21 protein-coding genes are annotated in these 21486 nt (G+C 54.6%); 13 read left to right on the top strand and 8 right to left on the bottom strand.

Going from position 1 to position 21486, the window contains the following annotated elements:
* The 5 genes from pcnB to panD all read left to right on the top strand — a co-directional run bounded on the left by pcnB (position 1) and on the right by panD (position 4066).
* A complete protein-coding gene (pcnB, locus tag ACXI0A_RS05150; RefSeq protein ID WP_224932560.1) occupies positions 1–1416 on the top strand; it encodes a polynucleotide adenylyltransferase PcnB in 1416 nt (471 codons plus the stop codon).
* Positions 1413–1898 (top strand): 2-amino-4-hydroxy-6-hydroxymethyldihydropteridine diphosphokinase, encoded by a 486-nt coding sequence (folK, locus tag ACXI0A_RS05145; RefSeq protein WP_476150040.1) that lies wholly within the window; start codon positions 1413–1415, stop codon positions 1896–1898. The genes pcnB and folK overlap by 4 nt, the downstream gene beginning before the upstream one ends.
* Positions 1899–1980: 82 nt before the next feature.
* Positions 1981–2775, top strand: coding sequence for a 3-methyl-2-oxobutanoate hydroxymethyltransferase (panB, locus tag ACXI0A_RS05140; RefSeq protein WP_476150042.1), 795 nt, complete (start codon positions 1981–1983; stop codon positions 2773–2775).
* 15 nt (positions 2776–2790) lie between these two features.
* Positions 2791–3645 (top strand): pantoate--beta-alanine ligase, encoded by an 855-nt coding sequence (panC, locus tag ACXI0A_RS05135; RefSeq protein ID WP_476150044.1) that lies wholly within the window; start codon positions 2791–2793, stop codon positions 3643–3645.
* 40 nt (positions 3646–3685) lie between these two features.
* Positions 3686–4066, top strand: a complete 381-nt coding sequence (panD, locus tag ACXI0A_RS05130; RefSeq protein WP_224932528.1) for an aspartate 1-decarboxylase — start codon at positions 3686–3688, stop codon at positions 4064–4066.
* 38 nt (positions 4067–4104) lie between these two features.
* Here the strand turns inward: panD and ACXI0A_RS05125 are convergent, their stop codons facing one another.
* The 4 genes from ACXI0A_RS05125 to hpt form a co-directional block, all read right to left on the bottom strand.
* Positions 4105–5118: an acyltransferase family protein gene (locus ACXI0A_RS05125; RefSeq protein ID WP_476150047.1), complete on the bottom strand. Its 1014-nt coding sequence runs from the start codon at positions 5116–5118 to the stop codon at positions 4105–4107.
* A gap of 389 nt (positions 5119–5507) precedes the next feature.
* Positions 5508–6278, bottom strand: coding sequence for an ABC transporter permease (locus ACXI0A_RS05120; protein WP_224932526.1), 771 nt, complete (start codon positions 6276–6278; stop codon positions 5508–5510).
* Positions 6275–7198: an ABC transporter ATP-binding protein gene (locus ACXI0A_RS05115; RefSeq protein ID WP_100704625.1), complete on the bottom strand. Its 924-nt coding sequence runs from the start codon at positions 7196–7198 to the stop codon at positions 6275–6277. Before ACXI0A_RS05115 ends, ACXI0A_RS05120 begins: the two co-directional genes overlap by 4 nt.
* Before the next feature lie 245 nt (positions 7199–7443).
* Positions 7444–7980 (bottom strand): hypoxanthine phosphoribosyltransferase, encoded by a 537-nt coding sequence (gene hpt / locus ACXI0A_RS05110; protein ID WP_039331277.1) that lies wholly within the window; start codon positions 7978–7980, stop codon positions 7444–7446.
* A gap of 166 nt (positions 7981–8146) precedes the next feature.
* Here hpt and ACXI0A_RS05105 point away from each other — a divergent pair, with 166 nt between their 5' ends.
* Positions 8147–9439 carry a cystathionine gamma-synthase family protein gene (locus ACXI0A_RS05105; protein ID WP_476150050.1) on the top strand — a complete coding sequence of 431 codons (1293 nt, stop codon included), beginning with the start codon at positions 8147–8149 and terminating at the stop codon, positions 9437–9439.
* A 167-nt stretch (positions 9440–9606) separates the two neighbouring features.
* Here the strand turns inward: ACXI0A_RS05105 and cueO are convergent, their stop codons facing one another.
* Entirely contained in the window at positions 9607–11271 is a 1665-nt protein-coding gene (cueO, locus tag ACXI0A_RS05100; RefSeq protein ID WP_476150052.1) for a multicopper oxidase CueO, read from the bottom strand.
* Positions 11272–11448: 177 nt separating this feature from the next.
* On the opposite strand from cueO, the gene ACXI0A_RS05095 reads away from it, so the two are divergent.
* The 3 genes from ACXI0A_RS05095 (at position 11449) to speD (ending at position 13581) form a co-directional block, all read left to right on the top strand.
* On the top strand, positions 11449–11796 hold the full coding sequence (locus ACXI0A_RS05095; protein WP_007888732.1) for a YacC family pilotin-like protein: 348 nt from the start codon (positions 11449–11451) through the stop codon (positions 11794–11796).
* A gap of 106 nt (positions 11797–11902) precedes the next feature.
* Positions 11903–12766, top strand: a complete 864-nt coding sequence (gene speE, locus ACXI0A_RS05090) for a polyamine aminopropyltransferase (protein ID WP_224932523.1) — start codon at positions 11903–11905, stop codon at positions 12764–12766.
* 5 nt (positions 12767–12771) lie between these two features.
* Positions 12772–13581 carry an adenosylmethionine decarboxylase gene (gene speD / locus ACXI0A_RS05085; protein WP_200574422.1) on the top strand — a complete coding sequence of 270 codons (810 nt, stop codon included), beginning with the start codon at positions 12772–12774 and terminating at the stop codon, positions 13579–13581.
* A gap of 102 nt (positions 13582–13683) precedes the next feature.
* Here speD and ACXI0A_RS05080 read toward each other — a convergent pair whose 3' ends face one another.
* From ACXI0A_RS05080 to dtnK, 3 genes are read right to left on the bottom strand one after another with little or no spacing between them, the layout of a single operon-like run.
* Complete coding sequence (locus ACXI0A_RS05080; protein ID WP_200574425.1) at positions 13684–14445, bottom strand: DeoR/GlpR family DNA-binding transcription regulator; 762 nt, start codon at positions 14443–14445, stop codon at positions 13684–13686.
* A 6-nt stretch (positions 14446–14451) separates the two neighbouring features.
* Positions 14452–15432 carry a D-threonate 4-phosphate dehydrogenase gene (locus ACXI0A_RS05075; protein WP_224932521.1) on the bottom strand — a complete coding sequence of 327 codons (981 nt, stop codon included), beginning with the start codon at positions 15430–15432 and terminating at the stop codon, positions 14452–14454.
* The gene (gene dtnK / locus ACXI0A_RS05070) at positions 15425–16696 is read right to left on the bottom strand and encodes a D-threonate kinase (protein ID WP_476150056.1); all 1272 of its coding nucleotides are present in this window, start codon (positions 16694–16696) and stop codon (positions 15425–15427) included. The genes ACXI0A_RS05075 and dtnK overlap by 8 nt, the downstream gene beginning before the upstream one ends.
* Before the next feature lie 189 nt (positions 16697–16885).
* Between dtnK and ACXI0A_RS05065 the strand changes: the two genes are divergently transcribed.
* The 4 genes from ACXI0A_RS05065 to ACXI0A_RS05050 all read left to right on the top strand — a co-directional run bounded on the left by ACXI0A_RS05065 (position 16886) and on the right by ACXI0A_RS05050 (position 21419).
* Positions 16886–18034: an iron-containing alcohol dehydrogenase gene (locus tag ACXI0A_RS05065; protein WP_476150058.1), complete on the top strand. Its 1149-nt coding sequence runs from the start codon at positions 16886–16888 to the stop codon at positions 18032–18034.
* 17 nt (positions 18035–18051) lie between these two features.
* Positions 18052–18936, top strand: a complete 885-nt coding sequence (locus tag ACXI0A_RS05060; RefSeq protein WP_476150060.1) for a dihydrodipicolinate synthase family protein — start codon at positions 18052–18054, stop codon at positions 18934–18936.
* A gap of 54 nt (positions 18937–18990) precedes the next feature.
* Positions 18991–19944: an NAD(P)-dependent oxidoreductase gene (locus ACXI0A_RS05055; RefSeq protein WP_476150062.1), complete on the top strand. Its 954-nt coding sequence runs from the start codon at positions 18991–18993 to the stop codon at positions 19942–19944.
* Between the two features lie 155 nt (positions 19945–20099).
* Positions 20100–21419 (top strand): MFS transporter, encoded by a 1320-nt coding sequence (locus tag ACXI0A_RS05050; protein ID WP_224932517.1) that lies wholly within the window; start codon positions 20100–20102, stop codon positions 21417–21419.
* Positions 21420–21486: the final 67 nt, after the last annotated feature.

The raw sequence follows: 21486 nt of genomic DNA, 5'->3' as shown, positions 1-21486 counted from the left end.
ATTTTTACCCGAGTCGCTAATTTTTGCCGGAGAGTCCTCAAGCGTGACGAGGAGGCGCCTGAAGAGGTGGAAACTGAAAGTCTTATGACCGTCATTCCCCGTGAAAGCCATAACATCTCACGCAAAGATATCAGCGAAAACGCCCTTAAAGTGCTGTATCGTCTGAACAAAGCCGGATTCGAAGCTTACCTGGTAGGCGGCGGCGTACGCGATTTGCTGCTGGGTAAGAAGCCAAAAGACTTTGATATCACCACCAACGCCACGCCTGAGCAGATGCGCAAGTTGTTCCGCAACTGCCGCCTCGTGGGTCGTCGCTTCCGTCTGGCGCATGTGATGTTCGGTCCCGAAGTGATCGAAGTCGCCACTTTCCGTGGTCACCACCAGGAAGAGGCTGAAGACGATCGCAACAGTTCACAGCGCGGTCAGAACGGCATGCTGCTGCGTGATAACATTTTTGGCAACATCGAAGATGATGCCCAGCGCCGCGATCTCACCATCAACAGCCTGTATTACAGCGTGGCGGATTTCTCGGTGCGTGACTACGTCGGCGGTTTGCAGGATTTGGAAGACGGCGTCATCCGTCTGATTGGCGATCCGGAAACCCGGTACCGCGAAGATCCGGTGCGTATGCTGCGCGTGGTGCGTTTTGCTGCCAAGCTGGAGATGCGCATTGCCGCGGAAACTGCCGAGCCGATTCCGCGCCTGGCTACGCTGCTGAATGACATTCCGCCTGCGCGTCTGTTTGAAGAATCCCTTAAGCTACTGCAAGCCGGTTACGGATTCCGTACCTATCAGATGATGCGCGAGTATCATCTGTTCCAGCCGTTGTTCCCTACCCTGACGCGTGGCTTTACTGCCGAGAGCGACAGCCTGATGGAGAAAATGCTGGCACAGGTGCTGAAGAACACCGACAACCGCATTCTGAACGATATGCGCGTCAATCCGGCCTTTCTGTTTGCCGCGATGTTCTGGTATCCGCAGCTGGAATCGGCCCAACGCATCGCGCAGGAAAGCGGACTGACCTACTACGATGCCTTTGCGCTGTCGATGAACGAAACGCTGGATGAAGCCTGCCGCGCGCTGGCGATTCCTAAGCGTATCACCACTCTGATTCGCGATATCTGGCAGTTGCAGTTGCGCATGTCACGTCGTCATGGCAAACGCGCATGGAAGCTGATGGAGCATCCTAAATTCCGTGCCGCTTATGATCTGCTGGCGCTGCGTGCCGATGTGGAAAACAACCGCGAACTGCAAAGCCTGACCCATTGGTGGGGCGAGTTCCAGGCTGCGGCTCCGGTTGAGCAGAAAACCATGATGAACACGCTGGGCGACGATCCGGTGGTACCGCGCCGTAAACCGCGTCGTCCGCGCCGCCGTCCAACCGGCCCGCGCCGCGATACCAACAGCGCATCATGATTCGCGTTTACCTCGCACTAGGCAGTAATCTGGCCGATCCGCTGCATCAGGTTGATGCAGCGCTGGCCGCGATTGATGCGATACCGCACACCTCGCGCGTCGCCACCTCTTCGCTGTATCGCACGCCACCGTATGGCCCGGCTGACCAGCCTGATTACCTGAATGCGGTGGTCGCGCTGGATACTACGCTGGAAGCGGAAGTCCTGCTCGATCATACGCAACGTATCGAGCTGGAGCACGGACGTGTGCGCAAAGCCGAGCGCTGGGGACCGCGCACCCTTGATATCGACATCATGCTGTTTGGTCAGCAGACGATCCACACCCCACGTCTCACCGTACCGCACTACGATATGCACAACCGCGCGTTTATGCTGGTGCCGCTGTTAGAGATCGCGCCAGGCCTGCGTCTGCCGAATGGCCAGCCTTTAACTGGCATCCTCGCCACGCTCGATCGCAGCACCATCCACTTGTGGTCTGAGTAGGCGGCAATAATCGCACTACGGTCGTATCGCCTTTTCAATCAATCCAGTACACTGCGCGCATCAGAAAACTCTGGAGTGTACGATGAAACCGACAACCATCACCCATCTACGCCAGCTCAAAGCCAGTGGCCGCAAATTTGCCACCCTGACGGCCTACGACTTTAGCTTTGCCCGCCTGTTTGCTGATGAAGGCATTCAGGTGATGCTGATTGGCGACTCCCTTGGCATGACCGTGCAAGGCCATGAATCCACATTACCTGTCACCGTGGCGGATATCGCTTATCACACCGCTGCCGTGCGCCGTGGCGCGCCGAATGCGCTGGTGATGGCCGACCTGCCGTTTATGAGTTACGCCACGCCGCAGCAAACCTTCGATAACGCCGCTCAACTGATGCGCGCCGGTGCCAACATGGTGAAGCTGGAAGGCGGTGAATGGCTGGCAGACACCGTGCGTATGCTCACCGAGCGCGCCGTGCCGGTCTGCGGTCATCTTGGCCTGACGCCGCAGTCAGTGAACATCTTTGGTGGCTACAAGGTTCAGGGCCGCGATGAAGCGGGTGCAGAGCGCCTGTTAGCCGATGCGCTGGCGCTGGAAGCCGCCGGGGCGCAACTGATGGTGCTGGAGTGCGTGCCGGTGGCGCTGGCAGAGCGCATCACCAAAGCATTGCACATTCCGGTGATCGGCATTGGTGCCGGTAACGTCACCGACGGGCAGATTCTGGTGATGCACGATGCCTTCGGCATTACCGGCGGTCATATTCCTAAATTTGCCAAAAATTTCCTCGCGGAAACCGGCGACATTCGCGCGGCAATTCGCCAGTATATTGCCGACGTTGAAGCGGGCATTTATCCTGCCGCCGAACACAGTTTCCAGTAAATCAGGAGAGTTGCAGTGCTGATTATTGAATCGCTGCCGATGTTGCGCCGGGAAATTCGTCGCTGGCGGCAGGAAGGCAAACGTATCGCGCTGGTGCCGACCATGGGCAACCTGCATGACGGCCACCTGACATTGGTGGACGAAGCGCGCGAGCGGGCCGATATTGTGGTGGTCTCGATTTTCGTCAACCCGATGCAGTTTGAACGCGCCGATGACCTCGCGCGCTATCCTCGCACCTTGCAGGACGATTGCGAGAAACTCAATCGTCATAGCGTCGATGTGGTATTTGCCCCTGCGCCGGCGGATGTTTATCCCAAAGGCCTGGATAGCCAAACCTTCGTTGAAGTCCCGGGGTTATCGTCCCTGCTGGAAGGTGCCAGCCGTCCTGGTCACTTCCGTGGCGTTTCCACTATCGTGAGCAAACTGTTTAATCTGGTGCAGCCCGATATAGCCTGCTTTGGCGAGAAGGATTTCCAGCAGTTAGCCATTATCCGCAAGATGGTGGCTGATATGGGCTTCGATATCGAGATTGTCGGCGTACCAACCGTACGCGCGAAAGATGGTTTGGCGTTGAGTTCACGTAACGGTTATCTCACCAGCGAAGAGCGCGCGATCGCTGCGGGTCTGAGCCAGGTGATGAACAGCATGGCCGAGCGTCTGAACAACGGCGAACGCCATGTCGAAGAGATTATCGAAACGGCCGAGGCCGCATTGCGTGAGAAAGGCTTCCGCCCTGATGGCCTGGCCATTTGCGATGCCGACAATCTGCAGCCGCTGACGGTGGATAGCCAGCGCGCCGTGATTCTGATGGCCGCCTGGTTGGGCAATGCGCGCCTGATCGACAATCAGCAAGTGGATCTGACGGAGTAACCTCCGTCGTTTAATCGCAGCTTAATAAGGTTATCCCGTTATGATTCGTACCGTACTTCAGGGCAAACTGCACCGCGTGAAAGTCACTCAGGCAGATCTGCACTACGAAGGTTCCTGCGCCATCGATCAGGATTTTCTTGATGCATCCGGCATTCTGCAATACGAAGCCATCGACATCTACAACGTCACCAATGGTCAGCGTTTCTCTACCTACGCGATTGCCGCTGAGCGTGGCTCGAAGATCATCTCCGTCAACGGTGCCGCCGCCCGTTGTGCCTGTGAAGGTGACATCATGATCATCTGCTCATACGTGCAGGTGGAAGATGCAGTGGCACGCAGCTGGCAACCGAAAGTCGCCTATTTCGAAGGTGACAATGAGATGAAACGCATCGCCAAAGCGCTTCCGGTTCAGGTTGCCTGATCAAAACGGAACCTCTGTTCAGAGGTTCCGCCCTTCACTTACACCGGTTTTGCCACCTTCACACGCGGCTGCGTCTTCAGGGTAAACAGGAAGTTGAACCAGCCACGCTGACGTAACAAGCACAGCGTCCACGGCAGGATCATTGCCGCAGCGAAAGCCAGCACAAACAACAGATCATGTATCCATGGCGAAGGCGTCTGCAGCTTCACAATCTTGCTGAAGAATTGAATCACCAGATAATGCGACAGGTAGAAGACGATGGAATTCACCCCAACGTAGTGCACCAGTCGTGAGTCCACCTTCAGTGATATCCAGACAAACAGAGGGATAGACAACAGCGCCAGCGCGGCCAGCAGCACATGTGACGGCGGATGTGCAGTCAGCAGATTCAGGCACAGGAAAAGAATGACGCTTGCCAGTGAGAGCAGCACCAATAGCGAATTCTCTGCCAGCTTGGGAATATCATATTGCCTGCGCGCTAACTGATCGCCGACGTAGAAGAAAATAAACAGATTTATCGATTTATTGATATGTGCATTATCGAAGCTGGCAAACATGCCATCGGCGCTTAGCTCGGGTAGGAAATAACTGAGTAATAAACACCCTGGAATCACCAGCCAAAACGGTAATTGACGAACAAAAATGATAGCCAGGAAGAAGAAGAACAATGAATGCAAAAACCAGGTTATATCGCCGCCGCCACTCAGATGCATGGCAATAACATGCAATGGCGATTGCGGATTATTTGCCATCGAGCTGAATAATATTTTCAATCCGCCGTACACCAACACCCAGACGGCAAAGGGATATAAGATGGTCTGAATTTTATTATGAATAAACGGACCCAGTCCTTTGCGTAATCCGGCATCAACAAACAATCCCGAGACAAAAAACACCAAGCCAAGAAAGACCGGTATCAACAACGGATCCAGCGTTAGCACCAGCGGAGCGAAGTGTCCGACGTTACCATTCACCGCAATAACGCAGTGCAGCAGAATAACGACAAGTACACCAATACCTCGCAGATTATCCACCCACGTTAAACGATTCATGTTAGTTGCCCTGTTTAAAAATATAAGTGTCCGTTCCGCCACGCGCATGGCGTCGCGAAGGAAGTTGAACTCGCTTTATGATAAAGACGTGATCTATTAGCGAATGAATATTCCAATGACTGACACTTAATAACAAGTTCAAAAAACTGGACAAAAACTTACAAATTCTTAGCAGAATATAAATCAATAACTTACTGCATCATTACGCGCCGATTATCAGAATAATTTCAAATTATCGCAAAATGGAATAACTCATGACTGACAGTTACTGACTGTTTCATTTTTGATATTTAACTGGTCTTAATAGCTCGGGGAATTATCTTACAAAAGAGAGGAGATAAAGAGGCAGAAATAACAATGCAGCCGAAGCTGCATTGTTAAAAAGTCTATCAGGTACGTAATCCGCGACCGCGCTGAATCAGCGCATAGACCAGCACGTAAAACACTACGATAAAGCCAATCAACACTGACAAGGTCAGCGCCAGCGGCACATCACTGATGCCAAGAAAACCGTAGCGGAAGCCGCTGATCATATACACCACCGGGTTCAGCTTTGACACCGCCTGCCAGAACGGCGGCAACAGCGTCAGTGAGTAAAACACGCCGCCCAGATAAGTTAATGGCGTCAGCACGAAGGTCGGAATCAAGCTGATGTCATCAAAGGTACGTGCGAATACCGCATTCAGCAGACCCGCCAGCGAGAAAAGAATCGCCGTTAGCAGCAGCGTCAGGGCCACCATTGACCAGGAGTGCACGTGGAACGGCACGAAGAACAGCGAAATCGCGGTCACCAGAATGCCGACACATACACCGCGCGCCACGCCACCGCCGACATAACCGGCAATGATGATGTGCGTCGGTACGGGTGCCACCAGCAACTCTTCGATGTTGCGCTGGAATTTAGCGCTGAAGAACGATGATGCCACGTTGGCGTAGGCGTTGGTGATCACCGCCATCATGATCAATCCAGGCACGATAAACTGCATGTAGCTAAAGCCGTGCATATCGCCGATGCGTGAACCAATCAGGTTGCCGAAGATAATGAAATAGAGCGTCATGGTGATCACCGGTGGCACCAGCGTCTGAATCCAGATGCGAGCGAAACGGTTGATCTCCTTGGCCCAGATACTCTTGAGCGCTACCCAGTATAAATGTGTCATGCTTTCACTCCTTTACCCTGGGTCAGGCTGACGAACAGCTCTTCAAGGCGGTTCGCTTTGTTACGCATACTCAGCACCTGCACGCCCTGCGAACTTAACTGGCTAAATACACTGTTCAGGCCCTGCTCACGCATCACTTCCACTTCCAGCGTTGAAGTATCCACCAGACGATACTGGAAACCTTCCAGCTGCGGCAGCGGGCTGCGCGGCGCCAAATCAAGAATGAAGGTTTCTGATTGCAGCTTCGACAGCAGGCCTTTCATCGAAGTGTTTTCCACCAGCTCACCGCTCTGGATGATGCCGATATTGCGGCACAGCATTTCTGCTTCTTCCAGATAGTGGGTGGTGAGAATAATGGTGGTGCCTTTGATGTTGAGATCTTTCAGGAAGGTCCACATTGAGCGACGCAGTTCGATATCCACGCCGGCGGTGGGTTCATCCAGAATCAGCAGTTTCGGCTCATGCATTAGCGCGCGGGCAATCATCAGACGACGTTTCATCCCGCCCGACAGCATCCGGGCACGCTCGTTGCGTTTACCCCACAGATCGAGCTGGTTGAGGTACTTCTCGGCACGCTTGTTGGCTTCTGCCCGCTCCACACCGTAGTAACCGGCCTGATTGACCACAATCTGCATCACGGTTTCAAACGGGTTAAAGTTGAATTCCTGCGGCACCAACCCAAGCTGGCGTTTCGCATTGACCACATCCTTTGACAGGTCATAGCCGAACACGCGCACACTGCCGCCGGATTTATTCACCAGCGAACTGATAATGCCGATAGTGGTGGATTTGCCCGCGCCATTTGGCCCGAGCAGCGCGTAAAAATCGCCAGCCTCTACGTTGAGGTCAAGCTTCTTCAGCGCCTGAACGCCGCCGGGATAGGTTTTGGTGAGCCCGGAAATTTCCAGTGCATAAGTCATTGCGAATCCATACCCTGTTGTAGTGACATCAAAGCCCTATGAAATGATAGTGCGCTCACGCCGAGCATGCGGGGTTATTCAGAGATAACGAGTGAAAAATCAAAGATGAAGCGCTGAGCGATAACCCGCGACACTTTACCACTCTGCATGCGGCAGGGGAACGCGAGCGCAGCCCGTAAGTCATTGACTCGCGGGCTGCGCATCTTATCGCAGGCTGAAGGGATTAGCCTTGGAAGATTGTGCGGTTATTCACCGGTCGGGATAACTTTGCCGATATACGGCAGATGACGATAGCGTTGCGCGTAATCGATACCAAAGCCCACCACGAATTCATCAGGGATGGTAAAGCCGACATACTCCACGGTGACCTCCACTTCGCGGCGCTCTGGTTTATCCAACAGAGTGCAGATCGCCAGTGATTTTGGCTCACGCAGGCGCAGGATTTCACGCACTTTGCTTAGGGTGTTACCGGAGTCGATGATGTCTTCCACGATCAGCACATCTTTACCGCGAATATCTTCGTCGAGATCTTTGAGGATTTTCACGTCGCGGGTCGATGACATGCCGCTGCCGTAGCTGGAGGCCGTCATAAAGTCGACTTCATGCGGCACGTCGATGGCGCGGCAGAGATCGGCCATAAACATAAAGGAGCCGCGCAGCAGACCCACCAACACCATTTCGCTGCCGCTGCTACGGTAGTGTTCGCTAATCTGCTTGCCCAGTTCGGCAATACGGGTTGCGATCTCCTGCTCAGAGATCATCACGTCGACGGTGTGTTTCATTGCATTCGCCTGGTTAAGGTTTTTCAGAAAGCCACGAAGTCTATCATAGTCGAACCAACCTCTAACGCGGCGCACAGAACGCAAACGATACCGTGGCAAAATTTATTGCGCTGTCCTTAACTACAGGAATCGTTCCCCCCTCTTACCGGTGACCTCTGGAGATCCTATGACCGCTCCATCCAGTAAAAAAACACAGATAGGCACACACGATCTGCATCCGGAAACGCAAATGCTTAACTACGGTTACGATCCGCGGCTGTCAGAAGGCGCGGTCAAACCGCCGGTGTTTCTCACCTCGACCTTTGTGTTTAACAGTGCCGAAGAGGGACAAGATTTCTTTGATTTCGTCGCCGGGCGTAAACAGCCGCCAGAGGGGAAAAGCGGCGGGCTGGTCTATTCACGCTTTAACCATCCTAATAGCGAGATTGTGGAGGATCGGCTGGCCATCTATGAACAGGCGGAAAGCGCCGCGCTGTTCTCATCTGGCATGTCGGCAATTGCCACCACTCTGCTGGCGTTTGCACGCCCCGGAGAGGTGATTCTGCACTCGCAGCCGCTGTATGGCGGCACTGAAACGCTGTTGAGCAAAACGCTGCACGATTTAGAGATTAAAGCCGTGGGCTTTAGCGATGGCACCGATGAAGACAAGGTGTATGAAGCGGCTAAACTGGCGTGGCAGCGAGGTCGTGTGGCGCTGATTCTGATTGAGACGCCAGCCAATCCAACCAACAGCCTGGTGGATATTCAGTTGATGAAGCAGGTGGCGGATGTGATTACCCAGCAGCAAGGTTCGCGTCCGATTCTCGCCTGCGACAACACGCTACTCGGCCCGCTGTTTCAACGCCCTTTGCAGCACGGTGCGGACTTGTCGCTTTACTCGCTCACCAAATATGTCGGCGGCCATTCGGATCTGATTGCGGGCGCAGTGCTGGGCAGTAAAGCGCTGGTGAGCAAGGTGCGTTCGCTGCGCAGTGCCATTGGTACTCAGCTTGATCCGCACTCCAGCTGGATGATTGGCCGCTCGCTGGAAACGTTGTCATTGAGGATGGAGAAAGCCGCCAGCAATGCGGAAAAAGTCGCCGCGTTTTTGCGCGATAGCCCGCAGGTGGAAAAACTGCACTGGCTGCCCTATCTCGATGCCAACAGCTCGGCGGGAGAAACCTACCAACGGCAATGCAGCGGCGCAGGGTCCACCTTCTCCTTCGATATCAAAGGCGGCCAACCGGCCGCATTTCGTTTTCTCAATGCCCTGGGGCTATTCAAGCTCGCCGTGAGTCTCGGCGGCACCGAATCACTCGCCAGCCATCCGGGCAGCACCACCCATTCCGGCGTGCCGCAGGAGGTACGCCAGCGTATCGGCATTACCGATGCCACGGTACGTTTGTCGATTGGTATCGAGCATGCTGATGATTTGATTGAGGATATCCGGCTGTCGCTGGAAGCGGCGCTGTCAACGTAGAGAGTGCCGCCGAATCGACTGACTACAAAAGTGTTACCTATGGGATCGGTTTGATCTGTTAACCATGTGCCCAGTTGTACCTTCATGCGGCACCCTACACACTCAGCGCCTGTAGTGTCGCCATTAATGGCGACCGAGCGGAGTCGCCATCAGGTAAAAGAGAGCGATTAACTGACCGTAAAGCCCAGCATCATGCCGGTATCTTCATGCTCCAGCAGATGGCAGTGCGCCATGTAGGCGTTATCGGCATTGGCAACGTAGTTAAAGCGCACCAGCACTTCACTGCGCCAGCCGTTCACGCTGACCATGTCTTTCCAGCCTGCACGATGCGGTGCTGGCGGCTTGCCGTTTTCTGACAGGATGCGGAACTGAGTGCCATGAATGTGGAACGGATGCAGCATTGCATCGCCCTCACCGGAAATGATCCATTTTTCCACTTTACCGAGTTCGGCGTTAAACATCGGCTTGGTCATATTAAACGCCTGACCGTTGATTTTATTGCCGTTGTGGAAATCATAAGCTGCCGTTTTTGCGTGATCCATTGGCATACTGCCATGATCCATCTTCATGGCGCCGCCGCTCATGTCCATGTTGCCATGGTCCATCTGCATGGCCCCGCCTTTCGTATCCATGCTGCCATGATCCATCTGCATAGCCCCGCCCTTCGAGTCCATGCTGCCATGATCCATCTTCATGCCAGCCATGGCTTTATGACCGTAGCGATCCATCAGCGCCTGCATGCCTTGTTGATCCAGCTGCGGATCCATCATCAGTTGCAGCCAGCGGCTTTGCACGCCTTCCACTGACGGCAGCGGCGGCAGCTCCACCAGCTTATCCGGCATGGAACCGCTCGCCATCACGCGCAGCGGCAGAATTTGCACCAGCGGCAGCGGTTGATCAAAGGGCGCCAGCGTCATGCCCATCTGCGTCACAGGCAGCGTCACCATGTCGAAGGTTTTGCCGTCTGAGGTGTCAATCATCACTTCGAAACGCTCGCCCGGCAGCAGCGGCAGGCTCTCCACTTTCACCGGTTCTGCCAGTAAACCGCCATCACTGGCGATCACGTACATTGGTCGCTTGTCGCTGGTGGAAATATCCAGCGAACGGGCATTGCAGCCGTTCAACAGACGCAGGCGCAACCAGCCGCGCGGCACCGCCTGCTGCGGATATTGCACGCCGTTGGTTAACATCATGTCACCAAACCAGCCCACCGCCGCGCGCATAATGTCGAGTTGATAATCGATTTTAGAACCGTCTTTGGTCAGCTGTTTATCCTGGAAAATCAGCGGCACATCATCTTCGCCCCACTGCATCGGCAGACGCAATTTGCCGGAATCTTCATCCTCCAGCAGCACTAATCCCGCCAGCCCCTGCGCCACCTGATAGCCGGTTTTCCCGTGCAGATGTGGATGGAACCAGCAGGTGGCAGCCGGTTGATCGGGGGTAAAGGTCACCTGACGTGAGCCACCAGGTGCAATCATCGCCTGCGGCCCGCCATCGACATCGCCGGGGATTTCCAGCCCATGCCAGTGCAATGTCGTCGCTTCCGCCAGCCGATTATGGATATTCACTGTGACCGCTTTCTCGCGCGGCAGGCGCAGCGCCGGGCCGAGCAGGCTGCCGTTATAGCCCCATGTCGGGACGGATTTTCCGTTCCATTGGCTGGTGCCACTCATCGCGGTGAGCGTGTATTGTCCGCGTGCATCGGGCTGCAAAATAGAGGGAATCGGTAATAGCGGACGCGTAGCCGCCATAAGCGAACGGCTCCACAGTGGCAGAGCGCCTGCCGCGCTGAGTGCGGCAGTCAATTTTAGAAAATGACGACGTTGCATATGCTTATCCTTGTCGTGAATATGGGCACAGCGTAAACCTTTACCCTGCAGGAGGGTCAAGCCCTGAAACAGAATGCACTGATAAAAAGCGCGGGAATCGCCCGTTTGGGCAAATTTAGCGGAATCCCTGCAATAACTGTGCTAACGTCAATTCATTGCCCCTTGTTGAGAATGATTATGACGAAAAGCATCAAGATCCTGCTGCTGGCGGGACTCCTTGGCTTCTCCTCCACCAGTTTTGCCCTGAGTGAATCCGAAGCGGAAGATTTAGCTGACCTCACGGCTGTGTTTGTCTATCTGAAGAACGATTGTGGCTATCAGGATCTGCCCGATGCGCAGATTCGCAAAGCACTGGTGTTTTTTGCCCAGCAGAACCGCTGGGATCTGAGTAATTACAGCAACTACAACATGAAGTCGCTCGGCGAAGAGAGCTACAAAGATTTGAGCGGTATCGCCATTACCAACGACAAGAAGTGTAAGTCGCTGGCGCGTGACTCATTAAGTCTGCTCGCTTACGTTAAATAGCCCGCCACACCGCTCTTCTGCTGAAGGTTTGACCGTGCAACCACGGTCATAATTCGCTATCCTTTTTTCCCTTTTCATGGCGATGACATTCGAGGAGAGCCCCATCATGGCCCAGGATGAAATGTGGTATGAGACGCTTCATGCCGGATTTGGACAGTATTTCACGGTAGATAAACTGCTCTATCGCGACAAAACGGCGCATCAGGATCTGGTGATCTTTGAGAATGCTGCTTTTGGTCGTGTCATGGCGCTGGACGGTGTAGTGCAAACCACCGAGCGCGATGAGTTCATCTACCACGAAATGATGACCCACGTGCCGCTTCTGGCGCACGGCAAGGCGAAACGCGTGCTGATCATCGGCGGCGGCGACGGCGCGATGTTGCGCGAAGTCTCACGCCATCAAACGATTGAACAGATCACCATGGTCGAGATCGATGCTGGCGTGGTGAGTTTCTGCAAAGAGTATCTGCCCAATCACAGCGCCGGTGCCTATGACGATCCCCGGCTGAATCTGGTGATTGATGATGGCGTCAATTTCGTCACTCAGACGCAAGAGAAGTTCGACGTCATTATTTCCGATTGCACCGATCCCATCGGTCCCGGCGAAAGCCTGTTTACCTCCGAATTCTATGCAGGCTGTAAAAATGCGCTCAATCCGGGCGGAATCTTCGTGGCACAGAATGGCGTCTGCTTCCTGCAGCAGGAAGAAGCGATCAACAGCCATCGCAAACTCGGTCATTACTTCTCCGACGTTAGCTTTTATCAGGCGGCGATCCCCACCTATTACGGCGGCATTATGACGTTTGCCTGGGCGAGTGATAATGAGTCATTGCGTCAGTGGGATACATCGACCCTGGAGTCGCGTTTTGAAGACGCGGGCCTGCGCTGCCGCTATTACAATCCTGCGATACATGTCGGTAGCTTTGCCTTGCCGCAATATCTGCTGAATGCTTTATCGTGTGAGGAGTGACGAAATTGCAAAAGCTGAAACTACATGGCTTCAATAATCTGACCAAAAGCCTGAGTTTTTGTATTTACGATATTTGCTACGCCAACAGCGAAGCCGAACGTGATGGCTATATCGCCTATATTGATGAGCAATACAACGCCAATCGCCTTACTGAAATCCTGACCGAGACCTGTTCGATCATTGGTGCCAACGTGCTGAACATCGCGCGCCAGGATTATGAACCGCAAGGTGCCAGCGTCACTATTTTGGTCAGCGAAGAACCGATCAACCCGCAGGACATCGACAAATCTGAGCACCCAGGTCCGTTGCCCAACTCCGTGGTGGCGCATCTGGATAAGAGCCATATCTGTGTGCATACCTACCCGGAAAGTCATCCTGAAGGTGGATTGTGTACCTTCCGTGCCGATATTGAAGTCTCAACCTGTGGCGTCATTTCACCGCTGAAAGCACTGAACTACCTGATTCACCAGTTAGAGTCGGACATCGTCACCCTTGATTATCGCGTGCGTGGTTTTACCCGCGATGTGAACGGCGTGAAACACTTTATCGATCATGAGATCAATTCGGTGCAGAACTTTATGTCCGAAGATATGAAGGCGATGTACGACATGGTGGATGTGAACGTTTATCAGGAAAATATCTTTCACACCAAGATGTTACTGAAGGAATTTGACCTGAAGTATTACCTGTTCAATACCAAGCCAGAAGATCTGAGTCCGCAAGAACACAAGCGCATCACCAATCTGCTGTGGAAAGAGATGCGTGAAATCTATTACGGCCGCAACATTCCGGCGACGGGATTGAAGTTGTTATAAAACCCATATCCTTGGTAGCGGCGTGATTTATCACGCGTTCCTGAAGCTGCACAGTGGCTAACAGAAGCGCGATAAATCGCGCCGCTACGTATCAGCACCACATTAAGCCGTTAGCTCCAGCCCAATACCGCGCTCGCGTAACTCGCGGCACACCACCTCATCCAGACGCGCATCCGTCACCACATCGGTCAAACTATCAATCGGCGCGGCGCAGTACAGCGACCAGGAACCGTATTTACTGCTGTCAGCCAGCAGGATGCGGCGACGTGCATTCGCCAGCAGATCCATCTTCAATCCAGCTTTATCTTCCGTCGGCGTGGTAATCCCGCGCTCGATACTCCATGAGTTACAGCTGACAAAGGCGATATCGGGATTGATGCTACGCAACAATCGACGACCATGTTCACCAATGCAGGATTGGCTGGAGTCATCAATGCGGCCACCAATAATGGTGGTTTCAATCTGCTTGAATTCAGACAGGAACAGCGCGATGTGCAGATCGGCAGTGATCACCCGCAACTTCAAATGCGTCAGCTGTCGTGCCAGTTCCAGCATGGTGGTGCCGGCATCCAGCACCACTGAGTCACCTGACTGCACATAACTGGCGGCAAACTGCGCGATGGCCTGCTTCTCGGCCAGATTACGCTGCATCTTTTCCAGCGTGGTCGGCTGAGCTGGAATAAAGCGATTGAGCGTCACCCCGCCATGGCTGCGGCTAATGACGCCTTCCTTGTCGAGCTTGATCAGATCGCGGCGGATCGTCGCCGGTGAAGCCGAGATCGCACTCACCAGCTGTTCTACAGTGACCAGATTATGACTTTTCAAATAGTCCATAATCTGGTCGAGACGGCTTTGTCCCTTCATATTTCCCTATGCTAGCTGCATCGCGAGTTTAATGGAGATCGCCATGCTCGCAGAGTTCGCTTTACCTGTCCAGGCGATATCAAACGCCGTACCGTGGTCCGCAGAAGTGCGGATAAACGGCAGGCCAGCGGTGATATTGACGCCATCATAAAAGCCTAACAATTTCAGCGGGATGTGTCCCTGATCGTGGTACATCGCCACCACCATATCGTACTGGCCTTGCTGGCACTGCAGGAACACGGTATCCGGCGGGCAAGGGCCATAAACATCAATGCCCTTCTCTTTCATCACTTTGATCGCCGGTGCGACGGTGGTGATCTCTTCGTCACCAAACAGGCCATTTTCGCCCGCGTGCGGGTTCACCCCTGCAACGGCAATGCGCGGATGGTCAAAACCAACCCGGCGCAGGAAGGTATCCGCCATGCCGATCACCGTCTGGATGCGATCGCCATTGAGCGTGTCGAGGAACTTACGCAGCGCGATATGCGTCGTCACATGGATCACCTTCAGGTGATCGGTGTACAGCACCATGGCGTAGTTTTTGGTGTTAGTCAGCTGCGCCAGTAGTTCAGTATGCCCCGGATAAATATGCCCTGCCGAGTGCAGCGCTTCTTTATTGAGTGGAGCTGTCGCAATCGCATGCACTTCACCGGCCAGTGCCAGTTCGGTGGCGCGCTTCACACAGCGCCAGGCCAAATCGCCCGCTTCTTTCTGCACTACGCCCGGTTTTAAGGCTTCTGGATTCGCCAGCGGCTCATCGATCACGTTGATGATGCCCGGTGCAAAATGCGCGTCTTTGACGTTGTCCAGTACGCGCAATTCAGCCTGCGGCGTAATGTTCAGCCCCATCACCCGACGTAGCGTGCTGGCACAGCCGATCACTACCGCCGGGATACCCGCCAGGTCGCCTTCCGCTAGCGCTTTGATGATGATCTCCGGGCTGATGCCTGCAGGATCGCCCATGGTCACCGCAATAATTTTATTCACTCGACTTCTCCTCAATGAAACGGATGGCTTCTACCAGGGTGTTTTCGTCTCCAAAGCCACCCGCTTTGGTCATCACCGGCAGGTGTAATTCGCTATTTAGCAGAACCCCGTGCGGCACACAGCCCGCCACCAGGCCCTGAATCTGGAAACCTTTGGCGCCGAGCGCCTGTGCGACAGCAATCGCCACGTCGCCGCCCGAAAGATACAACCCGGCAGGCAAGACATGACGGCAAACGCTGTGGGTCAATTGGGCGAGGAAGAGGCAGATGCGTTCTCCCAGTTCCTGACGTGACACCTGATGTTGCTGACACAGCTGTTCGATCTCATGACGTTGTTCTGCATGCTGTGTAGTGCGCACCACGCAGTGCGCGCCGTCGCGTAACGCCTGTTGCATCGCCTGCTGCCACTCAGCGGCCTGCGGCCATGCGGGCTGAGCAAAAAGCTGACAGATATCTATATCGATAATGCAAATGTCGCGCTGGGTCGCAAGGCGGGCAATTTGCTGCTGCGCGATGGCGCTCATTGAACCCACCACCGCCAGTACTGGCCTGGCAGGACGCGACGCCAGATATTCACCCAGGGCATCACCTAATCCGGAAGCGCCCGCGAGTAGTGGTCGTGCGGGTAAACTCGCCGCCGCCGCCACGATCAGCGCAATGTCAGCATCCTGCTCGGCATCCAGCACCACTAAGCCCTGCCTACTGGCGAGCACCTGTGTCAGCTTGCCACTGCGCACCGTCGCCAAATCAAGGGTTTCACCTGTCAGATCGCTTTGCATGTGCAGACGGGTTAACACATGGCTGCTGGTCACCGGGGTTTTCGGGTCACTGGCAAATTCGGTATCCGTCAGACGCTGCTGGTTGATCCAGACTTCACCCTCACGCGTTATGCGACCGAGTTTCGGCACGGCGGGCACCACCAGTGCTAAGGTTTTTCCGCTGGCGTGTAACGCGGCTTCAATCTCTGCACCGGGATTGCCACGCAGCGTGGAATCAATCTTTTTAAACAGCCAGCCATCCTGGGCAATCGCCTGATGCTGCTGTAATGCTAGCGTTGTACGATGCGCTGCTTCTGCTGCGCTGACTGCACGGCTGTCGGTGCTGATCACCAGCACATCGGCGCTGCTGGCATCGTGGGCTGTACTGCTATCAAACAGCACATGCACCTTTGCGCCTGCTCGCGCCAGTCCGCTACCGGCGTCGTTGGCACCGGTAAAATCATCCGCGATCACTAAGACGGGTGTTTTCCATGGCTGTGAAGTCATTCTCTTTCCTCTACCGGCAGCTCGCCGCGTTGAGATTGATTATATTCAATCATGATTGATTATATGTGAGCAAGATCAAATTATTTGAAATCAATTTGTCCTATAAATTTAGGCACTGTAGTGACAGAACCCGCACTGAATGAGCAAAATTAATCATTTAGTACGAAAAAACCGCGATAAGGGTATGAAATGAATATCAACAGCACCGTGATCAGTGGCTTCCAGGCGCTAAATGACCTCAGCTATTTACTGCAGGGTAAAGAAAAAGCGCTTCTGGTCACCGACAAGAATATCGAAGGCATTCCAGCGGTTCAGTCGCTGATCGCGCAGCTGAAGCAGCAGATCAGCAGTTTGAGCATTGTGAACAGCGTGCCGCCGGAGCCGAGCCAGCACGATGTCGCCGCCATTGTTGCTGCTTTACCGTCAACCGACATCGATCTGGTGATTGGCGTCGGCGGTGGCAGCGTGTTGGATGTCGCCAAACTGCTGTCGATTCTGTGCGTTGACGGCGCGCCGACACTGGATGCCCTGCTGGCCGGTGAGAAACCACTGACCCGCACCACGTCACTGTTGATCCCGACCACCGCCGGTACCGGCTCCGAAGCCACGCCGAACGCGATCCTGGCGATCCCAGAGAAAGAGACCAAAGTCGGCATCATTACTCCGGTGATGCTGCCCGATTATGTCGCACTGGTACCTGAACTGACCACCAGCATGCCACCGCATATCGCCTCTTCCACCGGCATCGATGCACTGTGTCATCTGATCGAGTGCTTTACCGCCACCGTGTCCAATCCGGTGAGCGACAACTATGCGCTGATCGGCATGAAAAAGCTGTTTGCCAGCCTGGAGACCACCATCGCCGAACCGGGCAATCTGGAAGCGCGCCTGAATATGCTGTGGGCCTCTTATTACGGTGGCGCATCGATTGCCCACGCTGGTACGCATTTAGTGCATGCGATGTCCTATCCGCTGGGCGGCAAATATCATCTGCCGCACGGCGTGGCGAACGCCATTCTGCTGGCACCGTGCATGCGCTTTGTGCGCCCCGCCGCCGTAAGCAAATTCGCGCTGGCCTACGATCTGCTGCCGGACGCTGATGCTTCGCTGGATGAAGAAGCGAAATCGCACGCGCTGGTGGAGTACTTCGCCGCGCTGGTAAAACGTCTCAAACTGCCTGCCAGCCTGGAAGAACTGGGCATCGGCCCGGATCATCTGCCGTATCTGGTTGAAGCCGCGCTCGACGTGCAGCGACTGATGAAAAATGTACCGATGAAAGTGAGCGCCGATGACGTACGAAACGTCTACCTGACGCTGTTTCCGGCTTTGAATCACTAAGGATTAATGAGGGAATCATGAGCAAGAAAATTCAGGGCGTATTAACCGCCATCGTCACCACCTTTGATAGCGAAGGTGCGTTTAATCCCGTGGCACAGCGCCTGCAGGTGCAACGTCAACTCAGCGCCGGTAACGGTATTTTCTGCGGCGGCACCAACGGTGAGTTCTTTGTGCTCAACGAGCAGGAGAAATTAGCCGTCACCGAAACCTGTGTCGATGAAGTGAACGGCAGCGCGCCGGTTGTGGCCCACATCGGTGAGATTTCTACCCGTGAAACCATCCGTCTCGGCAAGCAAGTCGCCAAACTGGGCGTCGATGCGGTGTCGGTGATCACCCCGTATTTCGTGCCACTCAAGCAGGAAGAGCTGATTGCCCACTACCGCGCCGTGGCGGATGCGATTGAGGTGCCGCTGTATCTGTACAACATCCCTGCGCGCACCGGTAACACCCTGCAGCCGGAAACCGTTCGTGCGCTGGCCTCGCACCCGAACATCATTGGTATTAAAGACAGCGCGGGCAGCTATGAAAGCCTGAGCGGTTTCCTCAAGGCCGCTGAAGGCATGGAGAACTTCAACGTGCTGACCGGCCCAGACTCGCTGATCCATCGCGGCTTTGTTGAAGGCTGCACCGCCTGTATTTCGGGTCTCGCCAACGTGGCACCGAAAGAGATCAATGCCATCTGGGCACGTTTCCACGCGGGCGATATTGAAGGTTCACGCCAGGCACAGGAGAACATCACCGGCCTGCGTACCGATCTTTACAGCGTGGGTTTCCCACCAGCCACCGTGAAGAAAGCCGTGTCACTGCTGGGGTCTGATGTGGGTAACAGCCGCTATGCGGTGAGCTTCTCTGCCGAAGAAGAGCAGAAGATCCGCCAGATCGTGAATCAGTATTTGCAGTAAATACCGATTGGGCAGCGATTGCTGCCCGTTCCAACACCAGGATTGGGAAAAGCCATGAAAGTTATCTGTACTTCACCCTCTTTCGCAAAATATGACGCTGCGCCCATTGATGCGCTGCAACAACAGGGTTTTGAGCTGATCACGCAGCCCGCCGATGCGCCACTGAGTGCGCTGGAGCCGCATCTGGCCGATACCGTGGCGATGATCGTTGCTTTTACCGACGTGAACGAAGAACTGCTGGCAAAAGCACCTCAACTGAAAATCGTGTGTAAGCATGGCGTGGGCGTCGACAACATCAATCTGGATGCCACCCGCGCACGCGGCATTTACGTCACCAATGTGCCGGATGCCAACAAACATGCCGTGGCCGACTTCGCCTTTGCCCTGATCCTCAATAGCGCACGCCAGATTACACAGGCTGCGATTGAAACCCGCGCCGGCAACTGGCCGCGCATCTTTGCCACTGATGTGTATGGCAAAACGCTGGGGATTATCGGCCTGGGGAATATCGGCAAACAGGTCGCGCTGCGTGCCAAAGGCTTCAACATGCGCGTGATTGCTTTCGATTTTTATCCAGATGAAAAATTTGCCGCCGAGCATGGCATCGAATTCGTCAGCCTCGATCATCTGACCGAAAGCAGCGATTTCATCACGTTGCACAAGCCGCTCACTGATAAAACCCAGAATCTTTTTGATGCTGCGCGTATCAAGCGTATGAAAAAGAGTGCATTCCTGATCAACGCCTCACGCGGTGGCATCGTCAACGAGCAGGATCTGTATCAGGCGCTGCTGGATAACGTCATCGCTGGCGCGGCTGCCGATGTCTTCGAGCAGGAACCGCTGGCGGAACATCCGCTGTTCACCCTCAACAACTTTATCCCGACTTCGCATATCGCGGGTTACACCGACGGCGCCATCAGTGCGATTGGTGAACGCTGCGTGGCGCAGATTGTGCAGTGCATCAAACAGGGCGAGCGCCCGACAAATGTTATGAACGGGCTGGATTAATTTTTCTCAACACCCTACTTAATCCAAATTTTAATCCCCAGTCATTGGCGCGGTAACCCGGCGACCACATCATTCATCCCCAGTAAACGAGCGGGTGAATGATTGGATTGAAGGCTTTTACTGCGCGAAGGACACCGGGAAGGTGAAAAAATATTATGAACAACACCTCTCGCTCTACCCGCGTTCGCTGGTGGATTGCAGGCCTGATGTGGCTGGCAATCGCCATTAACTATATTGACCGAACAGTACTCTCTGCGGCTGCCCCGCATTTGATTAAAGAGCTCGACATCAATCCAGAGATGATGGGCTTTATCATGGCGGCGTTCTTCTGGTCATACGCGCTGCTGCAAATCCCGGCAGGCTGGTTCGCCGATCGCTTCGGTCAGAAAAAAGGTCTCGGTATTGCAGTAGCCTGGTGGTCGATTGCCACCATGGCGATGGGCCTGGCGACCGGCTTTAAATCACTGCTGGCGCTGCGTTTAGCACTCGGCGTCGGTGAAGCCGCTGCCTATCCCAGCAATGCCGGTATCACCGCGCGCTGGTTCCCGGACCGCGAACGTGCCACGGTTTCAGGCCTGTTCGACAGCGCCTCGAAGTTTGGTGGTGCCGTGGCCATGCCGCTGATCGTGTTTATGATCGCCATGTTCGACTGGCGCATCACCTTCCTGGTGATTGGATCACTCGGTGTGTTCTGGGTGATTGCCTGGTACTTTATCTATGCGGAAAACCCGGAAGATCACAAAGCGATCAGTCAGGATGAAGTGCGCTTTATTCGTGATGGCCAGGCGCAGAAACACGGCGATAAAAGTGTGCGTCCGATGAAGTGGTACAAGCTGCTGCGCTACCGCAATATCTGGGCGATGTGTATTGGCTTCTTCACCATCAACTACACCTCATACTTCTTTATCACCTGGCTGCCGACCTATCTGGTGAAAGATAAAGGCATGGATTTCCTCAAGATGGGGATGGTGGCTGCGCTGCCGCTGATTTGCGGCATGGTGATTGAAGTACTGGCCGGTTGGGCATCGGATCGCATGGTGCACAAAAAAGTGCTGTCGCTGACCGCCACGCGCAAACTGTTCCTGACCATTGGCCTGGTGATGGCGCTGTGCATCGGCTTCGCGCCTTTCACTGATTCGGTATTTATGACCGTGCTGCTGCTGTGTATCGCCAAATCCGGTACTACCGTTGCCGCCTCTCAGGTCTGGGCACTGCCGGGTGATGTGGCACCGCAGAACAGCGTGTCGATTGTCGCAGGCCTGCAAAACACCGTCTCCAACATGGGCGGTGCCGTGGGTCCAATCATTACCGGCGCCATCGTCGGCGCCACCGGGCACTTTACCTGGGCGCTGGTGTTCTCTGCTGTGTTAGTGGTTATCGGTATTCTTAACTACCTGTTCCTGATGGGCAAAGTCGAGCCCATCGTGGATGAGGAACAGGTGCATCATCCACACTCCGTAGTAAGCGGCGCGTAAGTGCCAAACCCGCCGCATCGTCCTGATGCGGCGTTTCCCCTACAAAATAAAAAAACAATTGGAGGCG

Source organism: Pantoea sp. C1E2 (genome assembly GCF_056491465.1).
The sequence above is the reverse complement of the archived record's forward strand: the minus strand, read 5'-3'. Positions and strand labels throughout refer to the sequence as shown.

What these genes read in the sequence shown, in the direction of transcription:
- folK (WP_476150040.1), top strand. Translation starts at nt 1,413, where the DNA reads ATGATTCGCGTTTACCTCGCACTAGGCAGTAATCTGGCCGATCCGCTG.
- panB (WP_476150042.1), top strand. Translation starts at nt 1,981, where the DNA reads ATGAAACCGACAACCATCACCCATCTACGCCAGCTCAAAGCCAGTGGC.
- panD (WP_224932528.1), top strand. Translation starts at nt 3,686, where the DNA reads ATGATTCGTACCGTACTTCAGGGCAAACTGCACCGCGTGAAAGTCACT.
- ACXI0A_RS05125 (WP_476150047.1), bottom strand. Translation starts at nt 5,118, where the DNA reads ATGAATCGTTTAACGTGGGTGGATAATCTGCGAGGTATTGGTGTACTT.
- ACXI0A_RS05120 (WP_224932526.1), bottom strand. Translation starts at nt 6,278, where the DNA reads ATGACACATTTATACTGGGTAGCGCTCAAGAGTATCTGGGCCAAGGAG.
- ACXI0A_RS05115 (WP_100704625.1), bottom strand. Translation starts at nt 7,198, where the DNA reads ATGACTTATGCACTGGAAATTTCCGGGCTCACCAAAACCTATCCCGGC.
- hpt (WP_039331277.1), bottom strand. Translation starts at nt 7,980, where the DNA reads ATGAAACACACCGTCGACGTGATGATCTCTGAGCAGGAGATCGCAACC.
- ACXI0A_RS05105 (WP_476150050.1), top strand. Translation starts at nt 8,147, where the DNA reads ATGACCGCTCCATCCAGTAAAAAAACACAGATAGGCACACACGATCTG.
- cueO (WP_476150052.1), bottom strand. Translation starts at nt 11,271, where the DNA reads ATGCAACGTCGTCATTTTCTAAAATTGACTGCCGCACTCAGCGCGGCA.
- ACXI0A_RS05095 (WP_007888732.1), top strand. Translation starts at nt 11,449, where the DNA reads ATGACGAAAAGCATCAAGATCCTGCTGCTGGCGGGACTCCTTGGCTTC.
- speE (WP_224932523.1), top strand. Translation starts at nt 11,903, where the DNA reads ATGGCCCAGGATGAAATGTGGTATGAGACGCTTCATGCCGGATTTGGA.
- ACXI0A_RS05080 (WP_200574425.1), bottom strand. Translation starts at nt 14,445, where the DNA reads ATGAAGGGACAAAGCCGTCTCGACCAGATTATGGACTATTTGAAAAGT.
- dtnK (WP_476150056.1), bottom strand. Translation starts at nt 16,696, where the DNA reads ATGACTTCACAGCCATGGAAAACACCCGTCTTAGTGATCGCGGATGAT.
- ACXI0A_RS05065 (WP_476150058.1), top strand. Translation starts at nt 16,886, where the DNA reads ATGAATATCAACAGCACCGTGATCAGTGGCTTCCAGGCGCTAAATGAC.
- ACXI0A_RS05060 (WP_476150060.1), top strand. Translation starts at nt 18,052, where the DNA reads ATGAGCAAGAAAATTCAGGGCGTATTAACCGCCATCGTCACCACCTTT.
- ACXI0A_RS05055 (WP_476150062.1), top strand. Translation starts at nt 18,991, where the DNA reads ATGAAAGTTATCTGTACTTCACCCTCTTTCGCAAAATATGACGCTGCG.
- ACXI0A_RS05050 (WP_224932517.1), top strand. Translation starts at nt 20,100, where the DNA reads ATGAACAACACCTCTCGCTCTACCCGCGTTCGCTGGTGGATTGCAGGC.